General features: G+C 44.9%; 15 protein-coding genes. 4 read left to right on the forward strand and 11 right to left on the reverse strand.

From position 1 onward, the window contains the following. Window positions 1-12: 12 nt before the first annotated feature. Genes bioA through CH376_RS01155 form a run of 5 tightly spaced genes read right to left on the reverse strand, consistent with a single transcriptional unit; the run spans window position 13 to window position 5,180 of the window. Window positions 13-1,314, reverse strand: a complete 1,302-nt coding sequence (gene bioA, locus CH376_RS01135) for an adenosylmethionine--8-amino-7-oxononanoate transaminase (protein WP_100783794.1) — start codon at window positions 1,312-1,314, stop codon at window positions 13-15. Then, a complete protein-coding gene (gene bioD / locus CH376_RS01140; protein WP_100783795.1) occupies window positions 1,311-1,976 on the reverse strand; it encodes a dethiobiotin synthase in 666 nt (221 codons plus the stop codon). The genes bioA and bioD overlap by 4 nt, the downstream gene beginning before the upstream one ends. Continuing rightward, the gene (locus CH376_RS01145; RefSeq protein WP_243394656.1) at window positions 1,976-3,100 is read right to left on the reverse strand and encodes an aminotransferase class I/II-fold pyridoxal phosphate-dependent enzyme; all 1,125 of its coding nucleotides are present in this window, start codon (window positions 3,098-3,100) and stop codon (window positions 1,976-1,978) included. The genes bioD and CH376_RS01145 overlap by 1 nt, the downstream gene beginning before the upstream one ends. Before the next feature lie 25 nt (window positions 3,101-3,125). After that, complete coding sequence (locus tag CH376_RS01150) at window positions 3,126-4,106, reverse strand: malate dehydrogenase (protein WP_100783797.1); 981 nt, start codon at window positions 4,104-4,106, stop codon at window positions 3,126-3,128. Window positions 4,107-4,133: 27 nt separating this feature from the next. Further along, window positions 4,134-5,180, reverse strand: a complete 1,047-nt coding sequence (locus CH376_RS01155) for a DsbA family protein (protein WP_100784069.1) — start codon at window positions 5,178-5,180, stop codon at window positions 4,134-4,136. A gap of 284 nt (window positions 5,181-5,464) precedes the next feature. On the opposite strand from CH376_RS01155, the gene CH376_RS01160 reads away from it, so the two are divergent. Then, entirely contained in the window at window positions 5,465-5,782 is a 318-nt protein-coding gene (locus CH376_RS01160) for a hypothetical protein (protein WP_100783798.1), read from the forward strand. A gap of 7 nt (window positions 5,783-5,789) precedes the next feature. Next, window positions 5,790-6,443 (forward strand): hypothetical protein, encoded by a 654-nt coding sequence (locus tag CH376_RS01165; RefSeq protein WP_100783799.1) that lies wholly within the window; start codon window positions 5,790-5,792, stop codon window positions 6,441-6,443. Window positions 6,444-6,445: 2 nt separating this feature from the next. Here the strand turns inward: CH376_RS01165 and thrB are convergent, their stop codons facing one another. Then, a complete protein-coding gene (gene thrB, locus CH376_RS01170) occupies window positions 6,446-7,411 on the reverse strand; it encodes a homoserine kinase (protein ID WP_100783800.1) in 966 nt (321 codons plus the stop codon). 321 nt (window positions 7,412-7,732) lie between these two features. Between thrB and CH376_RS01180 the strand changes: the two genes are divergently transcribed. Then, a complete protein-coding gene (locus tag CH376_RS01180; protein WP_100783802.1) occupies window positions 7,733-9,208 on the forward strand; it encodes a sodium:solute symporter family transporter in 1,476 nt (491 codons plus the stop codon). Here the strand turns inward: CH376_RS01180 and CH376_RS01185 are convergent. The 5 genes from CH376_RS01185 to CH376_RS01205 all read right to left on the reverse strand — a co-directional run bounded on the left by CH376_RS01185 (window position 9,165) and on the right by CH376_RS01205 (window position 14,932). Continuing rightward, window positions 9,165-9,995, reverse strand: a complete 831-nt coding sequence (locus tag CH376_RS01185; protein WP_100783803.1) for an alpha/beta fold hydrolase — start codon at window positions 9,993-9,995, stop codon at window positions 9,165-9,167. The genes CH376_RS01180 and CH376_RS01185 overlap by 44 nt on opposite strands. After that, window positions 9,983-10,921: a hypothetical protein gene (locus CH376_RS01190; protein ID WP_100783804.1), complete on the reverse strand. Its 939-nt coding sequence runs from the start codon at window positions 10,919-10,921 to the stop codon at window positions 9,983-9,985. Before CH376_RS01190 ends, CH376_RS01185 begins: the two co-directional genes overlap by 13 nt. Before the next feature lie 3 nt (window positions 10,922-10,924). Then, the gene (locus tag CH376_RS01195; protein ID WP_100783805.1) at window positions 10,925-12,142 is read right to left on the reverse strand and encodes a pyridoxal phosphate-dependent aminotransferase; all 1,218 of its coding nucleotides are present in this window, start codon (window positions 12,140-12,142) and stop codon (window positions 10,925-10,927) included. 65 nt (window positions 12,143-12,207) lie between these two features. Further along, window positions 12,208-13,917: a DNA repair helicase XPB gene (locus CH376_RS01200; RefSeq protein WP_100783806.1), complete on the reverse strand. Its 1,710-nt coding sequence runs from the start codon at window positions 13,915-13,917 to the stop codon at window positions 12,208-12,210. Between the two features lie 109 nt (window positions 13,918-14,026). Then, on the reverse strand, window positions 14,027-14,932 hold the full coding sequence (locus CH376_RS01205; RefSeq protein WP_100784070.1) for an aldose 1-epimerase: 906 nt from the start codon (window positions 14,930-14,932) through the stop codon (window positions 14,027-14,029). Between the two features lie 133 nt (window positions 14,933-15,065). On the opposite strand from CH376_RS01205, the gene sppA reads away from it, so the two are divergent. Then, entirely contained in the window at window positions 15,066-16,055 is a 990-nt protein-coding gene (gene sppA, locus CH376_RS01210) for a signal peptide peptidase SppA (protein ID WP_100783807.1), read from the forward strand. The last annotated feature ends 27 nt before the right edge of the window (window positions 16,056-16,082 follow it).

Genomic DNA, 16,082 nt, shown 5'->3' on the forward strand with positions numbered 1-16,082 from the left:
TTCTTGAAAAGTCTATTTCCCTGAATAAATTTCCGCCAATGTCTCACGGATCGCTTTGAAAATCTTTTCCAAGGAAACGTCGGATATCACATAAGGAGGAGTTATGTAAATCACGTTTCCGAGAGGTCTGAGAAGAACCCCCTTCTCTAAAAACTTCTTCTTAAGAATTTTGTTTCCCGGATAAGTGTAGCCGTTCTCTGCGCCGGCCTCCAATTCTAAAACCGCAACGGCTCCCATCACTCGAAGATCTCGAATCAGCTCGGGGAATTCTTTCCCTATTTTTTCCAATCCTTCTTTCAGTTTTATTTCTAAGCGAGAGACTTGTTCGAGACGTCGTTCTTCCAACATCAGTTTTATGGAAGCGATCGCGGCGGCGCAAGCCACCGGATTTCCAGTCATGGTATGTCCGTGATAAAACGCCTTATCCGATTCCGGTCTTACAAAGGCGGAATGAATCTTTTCGGAAGCCAGAGTCACCGCGATTGCAGCCGCTCCGCCGCTCAGTCCCTTCGCCGTCGCAATCAAATCGGGTTTGATCTTTGCCCTTTGATATGCAAAGAAGAATCCGGTTCTTCCGAAACCCGTAAAGACCTCGTCGACTAAAAGAAGGGCTCCGTACTTTTGAGATATTTGTTCAAGACGTTCTAGGACTTCTTCTTTGTAAAAGATCATTCCCCCGGAGCCGAGGATCAAAGGTTCGATGACGATTCCCGCAATCTGTTTCGGATTCCTTTCAAAGAACGTCTCGATCGCGTCCACACATTCCGTTTTGCAAGAATCCGGCTTTTTTCCCGCCGGACAAAAGCTGCAATTCGGACTTTCAAATTCCTGGGTGGGAAAAAGTAGTCCCGCGAAAACCCGATTGAAGACGGAATCTCCCCCCACGCTCATCGTTCCGATCGTATCTCCGTGATAAGAAGCATTCCATTTTATGAATACGTTTCGCTCGGATTCTCCGCAATTTTGAAAATACTGATACGCGAGTTTGATCATGATCTCGACCGCGGTCGATCCGTTATCGGAATAAAGCACCTTCCGAAACAATCCTTCCGTCACTTTAAGAAGTTCGCTTGCAAGATTTTCCGCAGGATCATGCGTAAAACCCGCGAGCAAAACGTGATCCAGTCGATCGAGCTGGTCTTTCATAGCCTGAATGATTTTTGGATGATTGTGTCCGTGGATGCTGACCCACCAAGAGGAAATCGCGTCGATATAAGAATTTCCAGCCTCGTCGTAAAGAAATTCTTTTTCGGCACTTACGATTTTGAGCGGTTGTTCCGGTTCATACTGAAGCGTAAACGGATGCCAAATCATTGAATCGCGTCCCTCAAAGTAAAGTCAGGGTCAAATTTTCGAGAACATTCTTCCTGAAATTGTTCCCGACTCATTCTCTCTTTGGAGTTTAAAAAGAAAAAACCCAAAGACGGAACACCGCTCCATTCTATAATCGTTCTCATATTGTCCTCCGTCGTTTTATCGGGGATTCCTATAAAATAAACTCCTTTGAGATCGATCTTTCTACTCTGAATCGCTTCCAAAGAAAGCAGGGTTTGATTGATCGCCCCCAAAGATACGGGCGCGGTCAGGATCAAAGGAATTTCCGATTGTCGAATGAGATCGATCGTGAGCGTCTTTCGAGTCAAAGGAACCATCAGTCCCCCGGCGCCTTCCACAACGATGTTCTCTTCTCGAATGCTAAAAAGATGTCTCGCCAATTCATCCGCGTCGATTTCGGTTCCTTCCAACTCGGCCGCATAGTGGGGAGAACCCGCAAAACGAAAGGAATAATAATTTTTTAGAAACCGGCTTCCCTCCAAACCGCTGAGTTCCATCGCAGAAGACCGATCGCTGTCGTCCCCGGTTTGAATCGGTTTGAAATATTTGAGTCCGAGAGATTCTCCGTATTTCGCAAGAATCAAAGAACTCAAGAGAGTTTTTCCGACGTCGGTTCCGGTTGCTGAAATAAAAACGGACATCAGAAGACCGGCAAAAGTGAAATCAATTTATCTAATATAGAATCCGTCGTATCGGAATGAATACAAATTCTTAAACGAGGAACGGCTACTGTGGGAGGCCGAATCGCTTTTACGTAGAGTCCGTTCTCTCTGCAAAGTGCGGCCGCTTCTAAAACGCTTTCCTCCGACGGAAAAAGAATCGGAACGATCTGGGATTGAGAATTTGTCTTAGGATAATTTTTGGTTTGCATCAACTCGCGGAGCCGATCCGATTTTCGGAAAAGATTCTTTCTTTCCGCGTCCATCGTTTTCAGAAGCGAAATCGAGATCGGGATTGCGTGCGCGATCGCAGGCATAGGCGCTGTTGAAAAAATAAACGTCCTCATCTTGTTGATCAAAAATTCTCTTCCGATTTTAGAAGTCCCGATCCAAGCCCCTTCCAGTCCGAGCGCCTTTCCGCTCGTATACGTTATAAAATCCACTTCTTGAATTTTTTCTTTTCCGAGGACTTGTGACGCTCTTCCACAGCCTTTGTCTCCGAAAACTCCGATCGAATGCGCGTCGTCTAAAACAAGAGTTGCTTCGTATTTATTTTTTAAATAGACAAGATCTTCGATCGGCGCCAAATCTCCGTCCATACTGAAAACGGTTTCGGATACGATGACTTTTTCTCTTTTCCTGGATTTGCGGAGCGATTCTTCCAGATGATCCAAGTTTAGATGTTTGTAATACGTTTTTTCGGCACCGGAAAGACGAACCCCGTCCAAAATCGAAGCGTGATTGAGCCGATCGGTGAAAATTTCTGTCTTCGCGTTCGCGATGCAGGAAAGAAGTCCGAGATTGGCGGCGTAACCGTTTGCGACAAACAAGGCGCTTTGTGTCCCGGTCCATTCGGAGACTGCGTTTTCGGCTCGATCAAAACTTTCTCTGTGCCCGCTGACTAGACGAGAAGCGCCGGAACCGGCTCCGTAGAGATCCAGACCTTCTTTTAGGCCGGCGATCAGCTTCGGATGTTTTGTGAGCGAAAGATAATCGTTGGAAGAGAAATCGACCCCGAAAGGAACTTCCAGGGTGCGATACAGGAAATCCTTTTTTAAGGATTCCAGAACGCTCGAGGCCTTCTGAATGAATGCGGATGGATTCAGATTCTGAAAGCCTCTCGACTGAAGTTTAGAGCATTTCCTTTACTTCATTTCTTTCGGAAAGAAGTTCGTCATGAGTGATTTTGAATTTCTCTTTTGCAAAGTCGTTCAAAGGAAGACCTTGGATGATCTCCACTTTTTTTCCGTCGGACTTCAAAGGGAATCCGAAGATCAGACCTTTTTCGGCTCCGTAAGAACCGTCGGAAACGATCGCAGCGGAGAACGCGTCGCCAGGCGCCGTTGGATTGATGATTCCGCGAACCGTGTCTACGACTCCGTTAGCCGCGCTCGCAGCAGAAGAAGCTCCTCTTGCTTTGATGATCTCAGCCCCTCTTTGTTGAACATTCTTGATAAAATCACCTTTTAGCCAATCGTGATCGGAGATCACGTCGGTCACCGGTTTACCGGAGATTTTCGCGTTGTAAAAATCAGGATACTGAGTGGAAGAATGGTTTCCCCAGATTCCAAGATGAGTCACTTCTTTTACGGGAACTCCCGCTTTTCCGGCTAACTGCGATTTGGCTCTGTTTTCGTCGAGCTTTGTCATAGCAAACCAACGATCTCCCGGAACACCTTTCGCGTTGTTCATCGCGATCAGACAGTTCGTATTGCAAGGATTACCTACGACGAGAACTCTTACGTCGTTTGCCGCGTTCTTTTCGATCGCTTTTCCTTGATTCACAAAAATTCCGCCGTTGATCTTGAGGAGATCCCCTCTTTCCATTCCCGCTTTTCTAGGAACGGATCCGACAAGCAAAGCCCAGTTGATATCTTTGAAAGCAACGTCCAAATCGGAAGATACAGTCACTTTTTGGAGAAGAGGAAACGCGCAGTCTTCCAATTCCATAATCACACCTTTCGCCGCAGGGACCGCAGCTTCCAATTCAAGCATTTGAATTTCTACCGCAGTATCCGCTCCGAACATCTGTCCGGAAGCAATTCTAAAAAGTAGAGAATATCCGATTTGTCCTGCTGCGCCCGTAACGGCAATTTTGACTGTCTTACTCATATTTGGCCGACTCCTAAGTTTTTAATTTTAATTTTTAAGTTCTTGATCGATCACTTTGGTAAACGCTTCCAGAGGCTGAGCGCCTTCCACCATAATTCCGTTGATAAAGAATGCGGGGGTTCCGCTGACTCCGTATTTCTCGCCTTCCGCCATATCCGCTTCCACTTCTTTTCGAACCGCCGCGTCGTTTACACACTGACTGAATGCCTTCATATCCAGACCTGTGGTTCTTGCAAGATCCAAAACGCGTTCTTTGGGAAGATTACCGGAATTTTGAAAGAGGACGTTGAAGAATTCCCAGTATTTCCCTTGAGGAGCGGAGCAGTTCGCGGCGATATGAGCAAACATAGCGTTCGGGTGAAAAGACAGAGGATAGTCCCTAAAGACCCAGCGAATTTGATCCTTATACTTTGCGCGGAGTTGAGAATTCACGTCCTGACTTCTTTTGCAATAAGGACATTCAAAATCCGAAAATTCGATGATAGTAACTTTTGCTTTTTCCGGACCGAGGGAAGGATTGTTTCCGGCAAGAATCGAATCGTCTCTCATCGCAGGAAGTTCTTTTACCTTTACGGAAATTTTATACTGATTGCGAAGTTCTCCAAAGATAGAATTGCGAGCCTCTTCCTTTTTTTGAGAAAGCAGATGATTTTGGATTTCGGCTTTCACCGCTTCAAACGACTTTCCTTTGAGCGCAGGCGAATTCTTATATTGCTCGTAGATTTCTCGCATTTCCGCAAGAGTCGGTTCTTGGACCGCAGGTTCCATCAGATCCTTTTCGGAAACGTTACGCTCCTTTGCTGCCAAGGCCACGACCTTTTTGCTCGCGAATTCGGAAAGAACACGATACAAACGATCGTTGGTCTCGGAATGAAATTTCCGAGCCAGTTTCGGATTTTCTTTTTCCACGTCTTTGATGGTATAATTCTTACCGTTGATTTCGGCTACTCCGTCAGGGGAGAAATAGGAAACGATCAGAGGAGAAGTGACTGCTATGTAGAGTAAAAAAAGGCCGGTAATCGTAAGAAGCGGTCTTGATTCCTTTGTTTTGAGTTTGGCAATTATGTCTTGCATGGAAATATTTCCCCCGATGGCCTCGTACAATCGAGACTTGGTTTCCCTACTAGCCAGGTTAGAAACCTCGGGTAAGCTGGCAAACGATAAATTCGAAGGGTATTTCAGAGGGCCTTGAAATCCAATCCGAACCGTTCGAACCCCGTCGTTTCGACCAAAATTAAAGGAGAAAGGAAATTTTTTTGAAAAAACCCTAAAGTGAATCCCCTATTACCGATATTGAACATAGAGACTGTCTCCTTCCCGTAACAGCAGACAAAAGAATCGAAAGGAGGTGCGGGTTTATGACTGTAACCGGATTGACGATCCCAACTTTTTCGTTTTCCTGGCCCCAGCCTGTAAAAGAAGCAAACCAAGAAAACACAGGGACAAACACAAACACTCAAGAAAAAGAATCGGTTTCCGCAGCTTTTCCCCCATCAAAAGCGGAGAAGAACGAAATCAAACCCGAGGAACTCGTAATGAAACCTTCTCCGGTTTCCTTTGAAGAAAGAATGAACCAGGTGATCAGCCCGGAGCAAATGAAAAATCTGCTTTCGATGATGGTTCGCTCCAGAATGAGCGACGATTCATCGGTTCACAAAATTGACGTAAGACGATAGAGGGATTTTGTTTTTTACTCTCGGACTCATCTACACCGTAGGTTTAGACATTCTTTTGATACTCGTCGGTCTGGCGGCCTTCGCCGGACTTGCCTTCTTATTCTTTCAAGAAATCATTTACCCCGCTCTGAAAAAACAAAACGCGGGAGCCGGAACTCCTCCGGAAGAAGGCGATCGCTTCGTACTCGTCGTTTCTGAAAGTCAGAGAAATGTTCGTTTCAGCGTAGGACAAAAATCGGGAGACATCCGTACCTTCTGTAACGCGATCTCCGACGATCATATCGTTTTCAATTTCAAGAAAGCGAAAGAATCCGAAGACTATGAGATTCAGATCATGAGAAACGCACCCGTACTTTTCAAACCGCCCGCGATGCCGACCTTTTCCAGAATGGACTCAACCGAAAAGTTGGATAGTTACGAAGTGATCGGTAAAAAAGCGGATTTTAGGATTTCGGACAAGGTCAACAAGGAAAGGATGACTCAGTATTTTGAAATCAGTCTTTCTTCGGAATTTTTCATCAACAACTTCGGTAAGGAAAGAATGAGATTTATCTTTACGGTATCCAGAATCCATCCGGGATTAAACAGAAGAACCCCGATCAAAAAAGGATTGTATACGTTCGGAAAAGAAGAAAGAGCAGGCGGAGACGAAGAAGAATAAGTTTAAGAAATCTTAATATTCTTTTCGGATTCCGAAATTCCGTCCTCTTCCACTTTTAAGGAAAGAATCTGACAACCGAAATGAGTTCGGTCGCTAAACCCGGCGACCTTTTCCTTCAAAATCTGCTCCACTCTCGCCGCCTTTTTACGCTCGCAAAAAAGAAGCACGGACGGTCCGCTTCCGGAAAGCGAATATCCGATCAGATTCTTCTTAATCTGATCCAAAAGCGGATTGAGTTCGAACTCGGAATGCATCCGATACGGAGTGTGAACACGATCCTCCAGCGCCAACTTTAACAATTCCAGATTGCCCGAGTCCAAAAATTCCATCCAAGTGGCGACCCGGCTCATATTAAAAATCACGTCTTCCGTGGAATAAGCGCTCGGAAGAGTTTTACGGGAAAGATGCGTGGAAGTTTCCAAATCGGGAACGAGCAGGAAACAACGGACACGTTTTGGAAACTTCTTTTTTACAAACTCGAGTCGAGTTCCGTTAAAATATGCGAACACAAATCCGCCTAAGTAAGCGGGAATCGTATTGTCCGGATGTCCCTCGATCTGAGCGAGATGAAACAGAAATTCATTTTCCTTCGGAAGGGGAATCTGCCGATAGAAATGTTTGTGCGCAAATCTCGCAGCGCAAACTCCGGCGACCGCCGCGCTCGCGCTCGAACCCAAGCCCCCTTTCATCGGAAGATTCAGGTCCATCACCAAAGAATACGGGATCAACTTTTGCCCCGAAAGAAACTTCTGAAAGTAAGAACGATAAGAGGAAATGACAAGGTCTTCGTCCGGAGCAAAGGGAAGAACGTCCAATCCCTTCACGGATACGTGAAATTCTCCATCGGGAAAAAAACGGAATTGGAAGCGATTGTAGATTCGAAACGCAAGCCCAAAAAGGTCAAAGCCCGGCCCTAAATTCGCCGAGGTTCCCGGAACGGTGATGGAATATTGACGGATCGATGTCATGTTTTGAAAATCATCGGATTCCGATTTTGAACCCGCTTTGTCGGATAAAATCTAAGCGAGGAAGAAACCGAATCGCAAAAATTACGACCACGATTTCTCTCCAAATCAAATCGTCATTTGCTTTTCCGTTTTAGAAATTCGGATTTTCGGACATTGATTTTTGAGAAAGAAGAGTTCACCAAATTCTATCTCAAACGCGCTTAAAGTCCGTTTTCTAGTATTTTTAGTAAAATCGTTTTTGTCGGAAAGAAGAAAGCCTATAAAAGAAATCTTTGCGAAAAAGAGTTTTCCCGATATAAGAAGAGTGAATTCTGCCTGATTATGCACTTTGGAATCGCGGATCTAATTGTACTTTTATCATACGTCATTCTCGTTTTATTTTCCGGCTGGTTTACTTCTCGAAAGAAGGACAAAGATTCTTCTTCCTACTTTCTTGCGGGAAGAGAACTCTCCTGGATTCCTCTCAGTTTTTCAATCGTCGCGACGGAAACTTCGACACTCACGTTTCTGAATATTCCGGGACTCAGTTACTCCGGAAATCTCACCTTTCTCGGTTTGGGGTTGGGTTTTGTTTTAGGAAGAATTCTCGTGGCGCAACTTTTTATTCCTATGTATTATCAGTCCGGATTCATTTCGGTTTACGAATGGGTGGGAATCAAATACGGAAAAATTTCGCAAAAGACGGTAACTTACCTTTTCAAACTGACAAGAATCTTGGGAGACGGCGTGAGGATGTATGCTTCCGCGATTCCTGTCGCGATCCTTCTTGAAGTCTTTCTCAAACAATACGGCGCGATCAACGTCGAAACTCTGCAGATTGAAATTCTGAGTTTACTTCTGATTTCCGGAATTACGATTCTTTATACGGTTCAAGGCGGATTCCGTTCCGTGGTTTGGGTGGATTCGATCCAATTCGTAATCTATGTCGGGGGCGGAATTTTCGCCTTTGGCTATTTAGGATATCTTTTGACTCAAAATGGATTCAACTTTTCGAATCTATTCCAAGCTGCATCCGACGCCGGCAAGTTAAGAATTTTTGAATGGACCGATTTTTCCTCCGCGTATTTTTTTCCAACGGCGATCTTAGGAGGAATTCTTCTTACCTTGGGAACTCACGGCGTAGACCAGATGTTTGTGCAAAGAGTTTTGGCTTGTAGATCCGAATCCGACGCGAAAAAGGCGATGATCTCCTCCGGAGTTTTTGTGTTCTTCCAGTTTGTTTTGTTTTTGAGCATAGGAGTTTTGCTGTTTTTCTATTATTCGAGCCAAAACCTTCCGAAAGACAAAGTCTTTTCAAAATTTATTTTGGAAGAAGTACCTTCTCCGATCACCGGCTTTTTACTCGCGGCGATACTCGCCTCCGCGATGTCCACTCTTTCGAGTTCGATCAACTCGCTTTCACTTACGACCAAAGTGGATTTGGGAATTTCGAAATTCGGTTCCGCAACGTTGAGCCTTTTTTGGGGATTGATTCTGCTGCTCAGTTCGCTTCTTCCGCTCTTTTTAACAACGGGAAAAACCGGCTTGGTGGAATTGGGACTTTCGATCGCTTCCTACACGGTGGGTCCGATCATCGCGGTCTTTTTGACCGGAAGAATTTCAGCATTTTCTTATATGCAAGAATTGAAAGATAACTACGCGGCAATTTCCATCGCTTCGACCCCGATCGCAACGTTGATCTTCGGAAAATGGACCGGTTTCGGGTTTACGTATTTGGTTCCGTTCGGAATCGGAACCTGTCTTATATTCGGTTTTATTTTATTAAGAATTCAGAATCGTCTTTCTCTTCAAAAATAGATTCTAAAATTCTTTTGTATTCGGACGCCTTTGTAAAATGAATATAATGATCTCCATCCGGGACTCTATAGAATTTGGAATTCGGAAAGAATTTTTGCGCCGCGGGAATATCTTCTTCTAAGAAGTATTCAGAAGCGCCGCCGATAAGGAAATTCGTCTTCTTCAAATACGGACTTTCCGAATACTTACTGAAAAAATCCCGGAGCAAGCGAGGGGATTTTTCGATTCCTTCCACGTTCAGTTTCCATCTGTAACCGCCCGATTCCATTCTTTCCAAATTCATTTCCAAAAAATTCCGGATAAACGCATTAGGAAGAATTTTAGAAAGAGCCGCGTCTATTTCCTGTCTCGTTTTGAAATTGGAAACATCGGTCCGCAAACAAGCGAATTCAAGATCGTAGCGCAGAGGGTAGTCTTTCGGAACGATGTCTTGGATCAAAAGGAGAGAAGGAATTTCCGGATTCCGAAGCGCAAAACCCATCGAAACGAGTCCGCCCATGGAATGACCTAAAAAAACCGGATCAACGATTTTATTTTTACGAACCCAAACCTCGACGTCCTCGACCATCGAAGCAAGAGAATGTTCCATAACGTGAGGAGAATCGCCGTGATTGCGTAGATCGAGCAGATAAACGTCCGAATACCCGCTCAAAAAATCTCCCACCGTCGCCCAGTTCTTTGAAGAACCGAATAACCCGTGTAAGACCAAAATGGGTCCGCAAATCGGCTCCCGATATTTTTCATTTCGGAAAGCGACTTTACGAAAGTTCAGATCTACTCCAGACATTCTTTCTGAATCACTTTTAGAAATTGATGATATTTTTTTCCGTATCGATAAGGCAGGGTTTGAAGATCCTTGCGAAACAAATCGAACGTTTCCTTTTTAGAAGGGTTCTTCCCGCAATCCAGACTTTCAGAATCCTTCGTCATAGTTTCCAATCGTTTGGAAATCTGCGCGGCGAATACGGTCGCATAATTACCGTTAGGTTGCAGTTGCAGATATCGCATTTTTCGTTTTCTTTCGTCGTTTAAAAAACAAAAAACGTCTTTTTTGCAGACGGCTTCTTCCGTATATTTTACGCCTAAGAATGCCGCAAAATCTCCAGGGCCCTTGTCCTTAAATTCTTCCGCGATTTTCCAGAAAACTTCCGGATTGACCCTAAAAGGTTTTCCCCTCTCGCCGGGAGTAATCTCTCCCGGGTTTTTGGAAAGATAATCTCCGAGTTTGGATTCCTTCTTTTTACTTTCGCCCTCTTGCAGAATTTCTAATATTCTCTGGAGAACCACCGCCCTTCTGATTTTTAAATAGAGATACTCGTCTCCGTGATAGATTCCGTTTTCTTCCAGGGAACTTAAGTATTGATAAACGGATTCAAGTTCGGTTAAACCGGTGTTCGAGGAATACAACATACGATCTATGGAACGGATTACGATTTTGTAACCGCCTTTTTCCTGGATGTTAAAAAGGGATTGTGTTGGGGCCCAACCGCTGAGCCCAGCGCCGTCGGAGACAAAACGAAAATTCTTCTCGCTTTGTTTTTCCTTTTCGTTCTTGCTCTGGACGATTTCTCCGAATCCGAGTCTTCGGAGAATTTCCGATTGTTTATCCGGAAATAAATAGAGAGGAGCGTTCGGCTTGAGAACCAGCCAATCTCCTCCCCAAAGATAAGGAGTTGACGCAAAAAAAACGAGGATCAGTACGATCCGTCTCATCGTTTACTTGCTTAAATCCCCGATCATTTCCGCGATTCTTTCCACGCCGCGTTTGATATCGGCTTCGCCCATAGGGTAAGAAAGCCTGAGAGCATTGTCTTCTCCGAATGCAATTCCGGGAACCGCTGCTACTTTATACTTTTCTAATAGAACGTTACAGAACAGTTTACTCAAGGACGTTTCCGAAGATTCTTTCCTAAGCCTTTCAAATCCGGGAGTTTTGTAGACGTCGTTTAAGTAAGGAAAAACGTAGAATGCGCCCTGCGGATTCTTACACTGCACTCCGGGAATCGCGTTTAAAAGAGATACGATGACATTTCTTCTTTGTTCAAAAGCCTTTCTCATCTCTTCGACGCAAGCCTGGTCCCCGCCGATCGCGGCTTCCGCGGCGGCTTGGGAAATCGAAGAAGGATTGGAAGTCGACTGACTCTGAATCGTTTCCATGTTCTTTACTATACCGATATCTCCGGCTCCGTAACCGATTCTCCAACCGGTCATCGAATAGGTTTTGGAAACTCCGTTGATGACGAAGGTCCGTTTTTTTAGTTCGTGAGAAATCATCGCGAGATTGGAAAAAACGAACCCGTCATAGACGATCTTTTCATAGATATCGTCGCTCATCACTTGGATACCGCTGGAAAGCACAATTTCTCCTAAAGCTTCCAGATCCTTTCTGGAATAAGCGGCTCCCGTCGGGTTGGACGGGGAATTTACGATCAAACACTTCGTTTTCGGCGTGATGGCCTTTTTTAACTGCTCCGGAGTGATCTGAAAATTACTTTCCGGAGTAGTCTGAACGATTACGGGAACACCTTCGGCAAGACGAACGATGTCCGCATAACTCACCCAATACGGCGCGGGAATGATAACCTCGTCCCCCGCGTTTAAAGTCGCGAGAAAGTAGTTATAGATGACCTGTTTTCCGCCGGTTCCTATGATGATTTGATTTTTTTCATAATCGAGACCGTTGTCTCTTTTGAATTTCTTTACGATCGCTTCTTTGAGTTCGACAGTTCCGGAAACAGCCGTATAACGCGTCATTCCCTTATCGATCGCCTTCTTTGCGGCTTCCTTGATATGGGTCGGGGTTTCGAAATCGGGTTCGCCCGCTCCGAAACTTACAATGTCCTCTCCTTTTTTTTTCAACTCGTTCGCTTTCGCCGTGATTACGAGTGTAGGAGAGGGCTCGATGACGTTCAGCCTTTTTGCGCTGAGATCCATGCTGTTCCTCTTTTTGTGTTTCTTACTTTAATAACAATTCTACCGATCTGTTTTATCGGAAAGAATCAGGCGTTGTTCAGTTGAAGCTGAGCCAATTCTTCTTGAGCTTCCCGGAATTGATCCAGAGTATAAATTTCGTATTCGTAACCTTGTTCCGTAAGAAACAGCTGACGATTCTGCCCGAATCTTTCTTCGTTCGTATCTCTAGAAATCAAAGAATAGAATACGGCGGTGTTGTCGTGTCCTTTCGGTCTGAGGATTCGTCCCAATCTCTGCGCTTCTTCCTGTCTGGAACCGAAGGTTCCCGAAACCTGAATCGCAATGTTAGCATCCGGTAAATCGATCGAGAAGTTCGCAACCTTACTGACCACGAGAGACTTGATCTGTCCGGAACGGAATGCGTCATACAAGGTCTGTCTTTCCGGAAGCGGTGTTTTACCGGTAATCAAAGGAATATTAAATTTCTTTGATATTTCTTCCAATTGATTGATGTATTGTCCGATCACGAGTAGATGAGACTCGGAATGTTTTTTCATGATGAGTTCGATCGCCTTCATCTTCTCCGGATTTTCCGAAGCGAGTCTGAATTTCTCGCGATCGTCCGCGATGGAATACTTCAGACGAAGGTCGTCGTCCATGTTGACTCGGATTTCCTTACACTTCGCTTCCGCGATCCAGGATTTGCTTTCGAGTTCTTTCCAAGGAACGTCGTATTTTTTAGGTCCGATGAGTGAGAATACGTCTTCTTCCAGACCGTCCTCTCGAACCAAGGTCGCAGTCAAACCGAGTCTTCTCTTTGCTTGGAGTTCGGAAGTCATACGAAAAACGGGAGCGGGCAACAAATGAACCTCGTCGTAAACGATCAGTCCCCAGTTGTTCGCGCTGAAAAGATGAAAGTGGGTAAAATCCCCCCCTTTTTTCTTTCTATGGGTAAGAATGTTGTAGGTCGCGATCGTGATCGGACGGATCTCTTTGACTTCTCCGGAATATTCCCCGATATCTTCGGGAGGAATATCGGTCTTGTCGAGGATTTCGTTTCTCCACTGACGAATCGAAAGTGTGTTTGTCACGAGGATCAAAGTTTCCGCTCCTACGATCTGCATCACTCCGATTCCGACAATCGTCTTCCCTGCACCGCAAGGAAGAACGACAACTCCGGAACCGCCTTCGTTCCCGCCGCCGGCGTGAAATACTTCCACACAGGCTCTCTGGTAATCGCGCATTCCGAACTTTTTACCGCTGATACTTTCCGGTCTTAGATTGAATCCGTATTTATTTCCTTCGTCGTAACCGGCGAGGTCTTCCACTGGAAAACCGATCTTGATGAGGGCTTGTTTGATATGTCCTCGGTATTCTTTTTTTATATAAATCTTATCCGGAAACGTAGATTCGATAAACGGCTGCACCGCTCTGTGATTTCCGATCTCTTGGAGAAATCCTTTTTCATTGGAAATGATTGCAAGTTCTCCGGATTCTTCTTTGACAAGTTTTACCTTTCCGTAACGACTGATCTGTTCGCGGATTTCGTTCACGATATTTTTCGGAACGGAATATCTGGAGAATTTTTCGAGACATTCTACGATTTCATCCGCAGACATCTTGATGGAAGCGGCGTTCCAAAGTGAAAGTGGCGAAATTCTGTATGTATGAAGGTATTCCGGGCTTTTTTCTAGTTCTGCAAATTTGGAAACGATGCTCTGACAAGCCTCAAATTCGGGATTATCGACCTCCAAAAGCATGGTTTTATCACTCTGAACGATTAAGGGTTTGCTCATTTGTGTCTGGTTTCCTGTTTGTTTAGACTGAAAATCGACCCCTTTCTGTCAAGAAGAATGCGAACATAAGGTTTTTTCCTTCGTTCTCTCGAGTAGGACTTCCAAAGTTTCACAACGTTGAGAGCAGAATCTGAAAACAACCGCTCTTTTCTTCCTCCGGCTGCAAGGTCGTCAAAGAATAACCGTGCAAAACCGCGTTTCCGGGTGCGCTCATCGGTTCAATCGCTATGCGGTTTCCGGAAAAGTCAGTGTAGATTTGAACGTAAGAAAGTGGGATCTCGTCCGAAGCATTCGAATAGGAATGAACGGAAACCTGATACGATTCGTCCCACACTTGTAAAAGAACGTTCGGTTCTTCTCCGTAAAACAGACAATCGAGTTTTGGCACACGCTCCGAATCGAATACGGTCGTATCTACTCCAAAAATAGGATATACCGGAATCAAATCTTCTTGTAAGGGAATCTGTTTCTTTAAGTTAGACCGAAGTTGCGTTGCTATCGATTGAGAATTCATCCGAAAATACGGATGATAGCCGTAACAAAAACGAAAAGGAACCGAATTTTCATTTTGAAAAAAGGTTCGAAGGGTCAAAACCTCTTCGTTTGAAATCGTATGCAAGGAATATTCTTCGCGAACTCGAATCTTACTTAAGGATGTGCGAGAAATCGATTCGTCAGGAATCAATTCGAAAAAAACGGAATGGTCCGTTTTATCGATCACGCTTCTCCTCCAGGAATAAGCGAGACCGTGAGACGGATAACCTTTCGCGTCCTTGGTCCCCAAGTCGTTCAAGGAAATAAATTCTTCACCAAGTTGAATGGTCTGTGCCGCGTGACGATTGACCCAAGGATACATCAGAAAAGAACCGGAGCTAAAAAATCTTTCCTTTGGATCAAAACCCGCGACGATCTCGAGTTCCTTTCCGCTCTTGGGATTTTTCCAGGTCCAAGAAAGAATCTGGTTCCCCGGTTCGTTTAGTTTCAATCTTGAGTGTTGACTCGCTATTTCAGTCACGGCGGACAAGCCTTCCGCCAAACCGAAAATATTTCCAATCAAATTTGAATTCTTTTTTAAAACTTGGGTCTTAGGAAAGGAATTGAAAGCCTGCTTTGTCGGCGGATACTGACCATTCCATAGGAGAATTTCTTTGAAAGCACCGATTCTGACTTGGACCTATTCCCTAATTCTGACCCTCTTCGTAACAAACTGTTATATCCCTGTGAATGCGAACCTCGGAGGCCCCGGTAAGTCGGCCGAACTCAGAGAAAAACTTCTCACTGGAAGAAACGAAGATAAGATTCTAATCATTCCAATCGACGGAGTCATCAGCGACGAAGGCGAAAGAACCTTTTTCGGCGGTCAGGAAGACTCGATTCTTGCCGGAGTCAAAAAGCAGCTCGAACTCGCGGAATTGGATCCGGAAATCAAGGCCGTGATTCTCAAAGTCAATTCTCCCGGCGGTTCCGTAACTTCCAGCGATATCCTTTACAGAGAAGTTCTACAGTTTAAAAACAAAAAGAAAATTCCGGTAGTTTCACTTTTTATGGATACTGCGGCGAGCGGAGCCTATTATATCGCAATGGCGTCCGATCTCATCGTCGCTCATCCTACTACCGTCACCGGTTCCATCGGAGTCATTCTTTCCGGAATCAATTTCAAAGAAGGTCTCGACAAATTGGGAATCAAAGACCAATCCATTCGCTCCGGTGGAAACAAAACGATCGGTTCCCCATTGGAAGACTTAACTCCGGAACAAAGAAAACTTTTGCAATCGATCGTCGACGATCTCTATGAAAAATTCTTCGAAGTAGTCAAAGCCGGTCGTCCCGGAAAAAATCCGGCGGAACTTCGCAAGATCGCGGACGGAAGAATTTTCACGGCGACCCAGGCGTTGCAGCACGGTTTGATCGATAAGATCGGTTATTTCGACAACGCGATTCAGGAAACGATGGCGCTTCCTAATTACCGCAAAACTCCGGGGAATACGAGTCCTCGAATCATCTACTATTCTCAGAGCGCGGAAAAAAAGGCGAACTTCTATCAGGTTCAATCTCCGGAGTTAAAAATAGATTCTCCGATTTCAAAAATTCTCGGGACCGGAAAACAAGTTCGTTTTCTTTATCTCTGGTCTTATTGAGAATATAAGAAATTTAGAATTTACTTT

Origin of the sequence: Leptospira adleri (assembly GCF_002811985.1) — a bacterium.
GTDB lineage: Bacteria > Spirochaetota > Leptospiria > Leptospirales > Leptospiraceae > Leptospira > Leptospira adleri.

Excerpts from the sequence above, each read along its gene's own strand:
- bioD (WP_100783795.1), bottom strand. The coding sequence starts at position 1,976 with ATGTCCGTTTTTATTTCAGCAACCGGAACCGACGTCGGAAAAACTCTC.
- CH376_RS01195 (WP_100783805.1), bottom strand. The coding sequence starts at position 12,142 with ATGGATCTCAGCGCAAAAAGGCTGAACGTCATCGAGCCCTCTCCTACA.
- thrB (WP_100783800.1), bottom strand. The coding sequence starts at position 7,411 with ATGACATCGATCCGTCAATATTCCATCACCGTTCCGGGAACCTCGGCG.
- CH376_RS01190 (WP_100783804.1), bottom strand. The coding sequence starts at position 10,921 with ATGAGACGGATCGTACTGATCCTCGTTTTTTTTGCGTCAACTCCTTAT.
- CH376_RS01200 (WP_100783806.1), bottom strand. The coding sequence starts at position 13,917 with ATGAGCAAACCCTTAATCGTTCAGAGTGATAAAACCATGCTTTTGGAG.
- CH376_RS01155 (WP_100784069.1), bottom strand. The coding sequence starts at position 5,180 with ATGCAAGACATAATTGCCAAACTCAAAACAAAGGAATCAAGACCGCTT.
- CH376_RS01150 (WP_100783797.1), bottom strand. The coding sequence starts at position 4,106 with ATGAGTAAGACAGTCAAAATTGCCGTTACGGGCGCAGCAGGACAAATC.
- bioA (WP_100783794.1), bottom strand. The coding sequence starts at position 1,314 with ATGATTTGGCATCCGTTTACGCTTCAGTATGAACCGGAACAACCGCTC.
- CH376_RS01160 (WP_100783798.1), top strand. The coding sequence starts at position 5,465 with ATGACTGTAACCGGATTGACGATCCCAACTTTTTCGTTTTCCTGGCCC.
- CH376_RS01180 (WP_100783802.1), top strand. The coding sequence starts at position 7,733 with ATGCACTTTGGAATCGCGGATCTAATTGTACTTTTATCATACGTCATT.
- CH376_RS01185 (WP_100783803.1), bottom strand. The coding sequence starts at position 9,995 with ATGTCTGGAGTAGATCTGAACTTTCGTAAAGTCGCTTTCCGAAATGAA.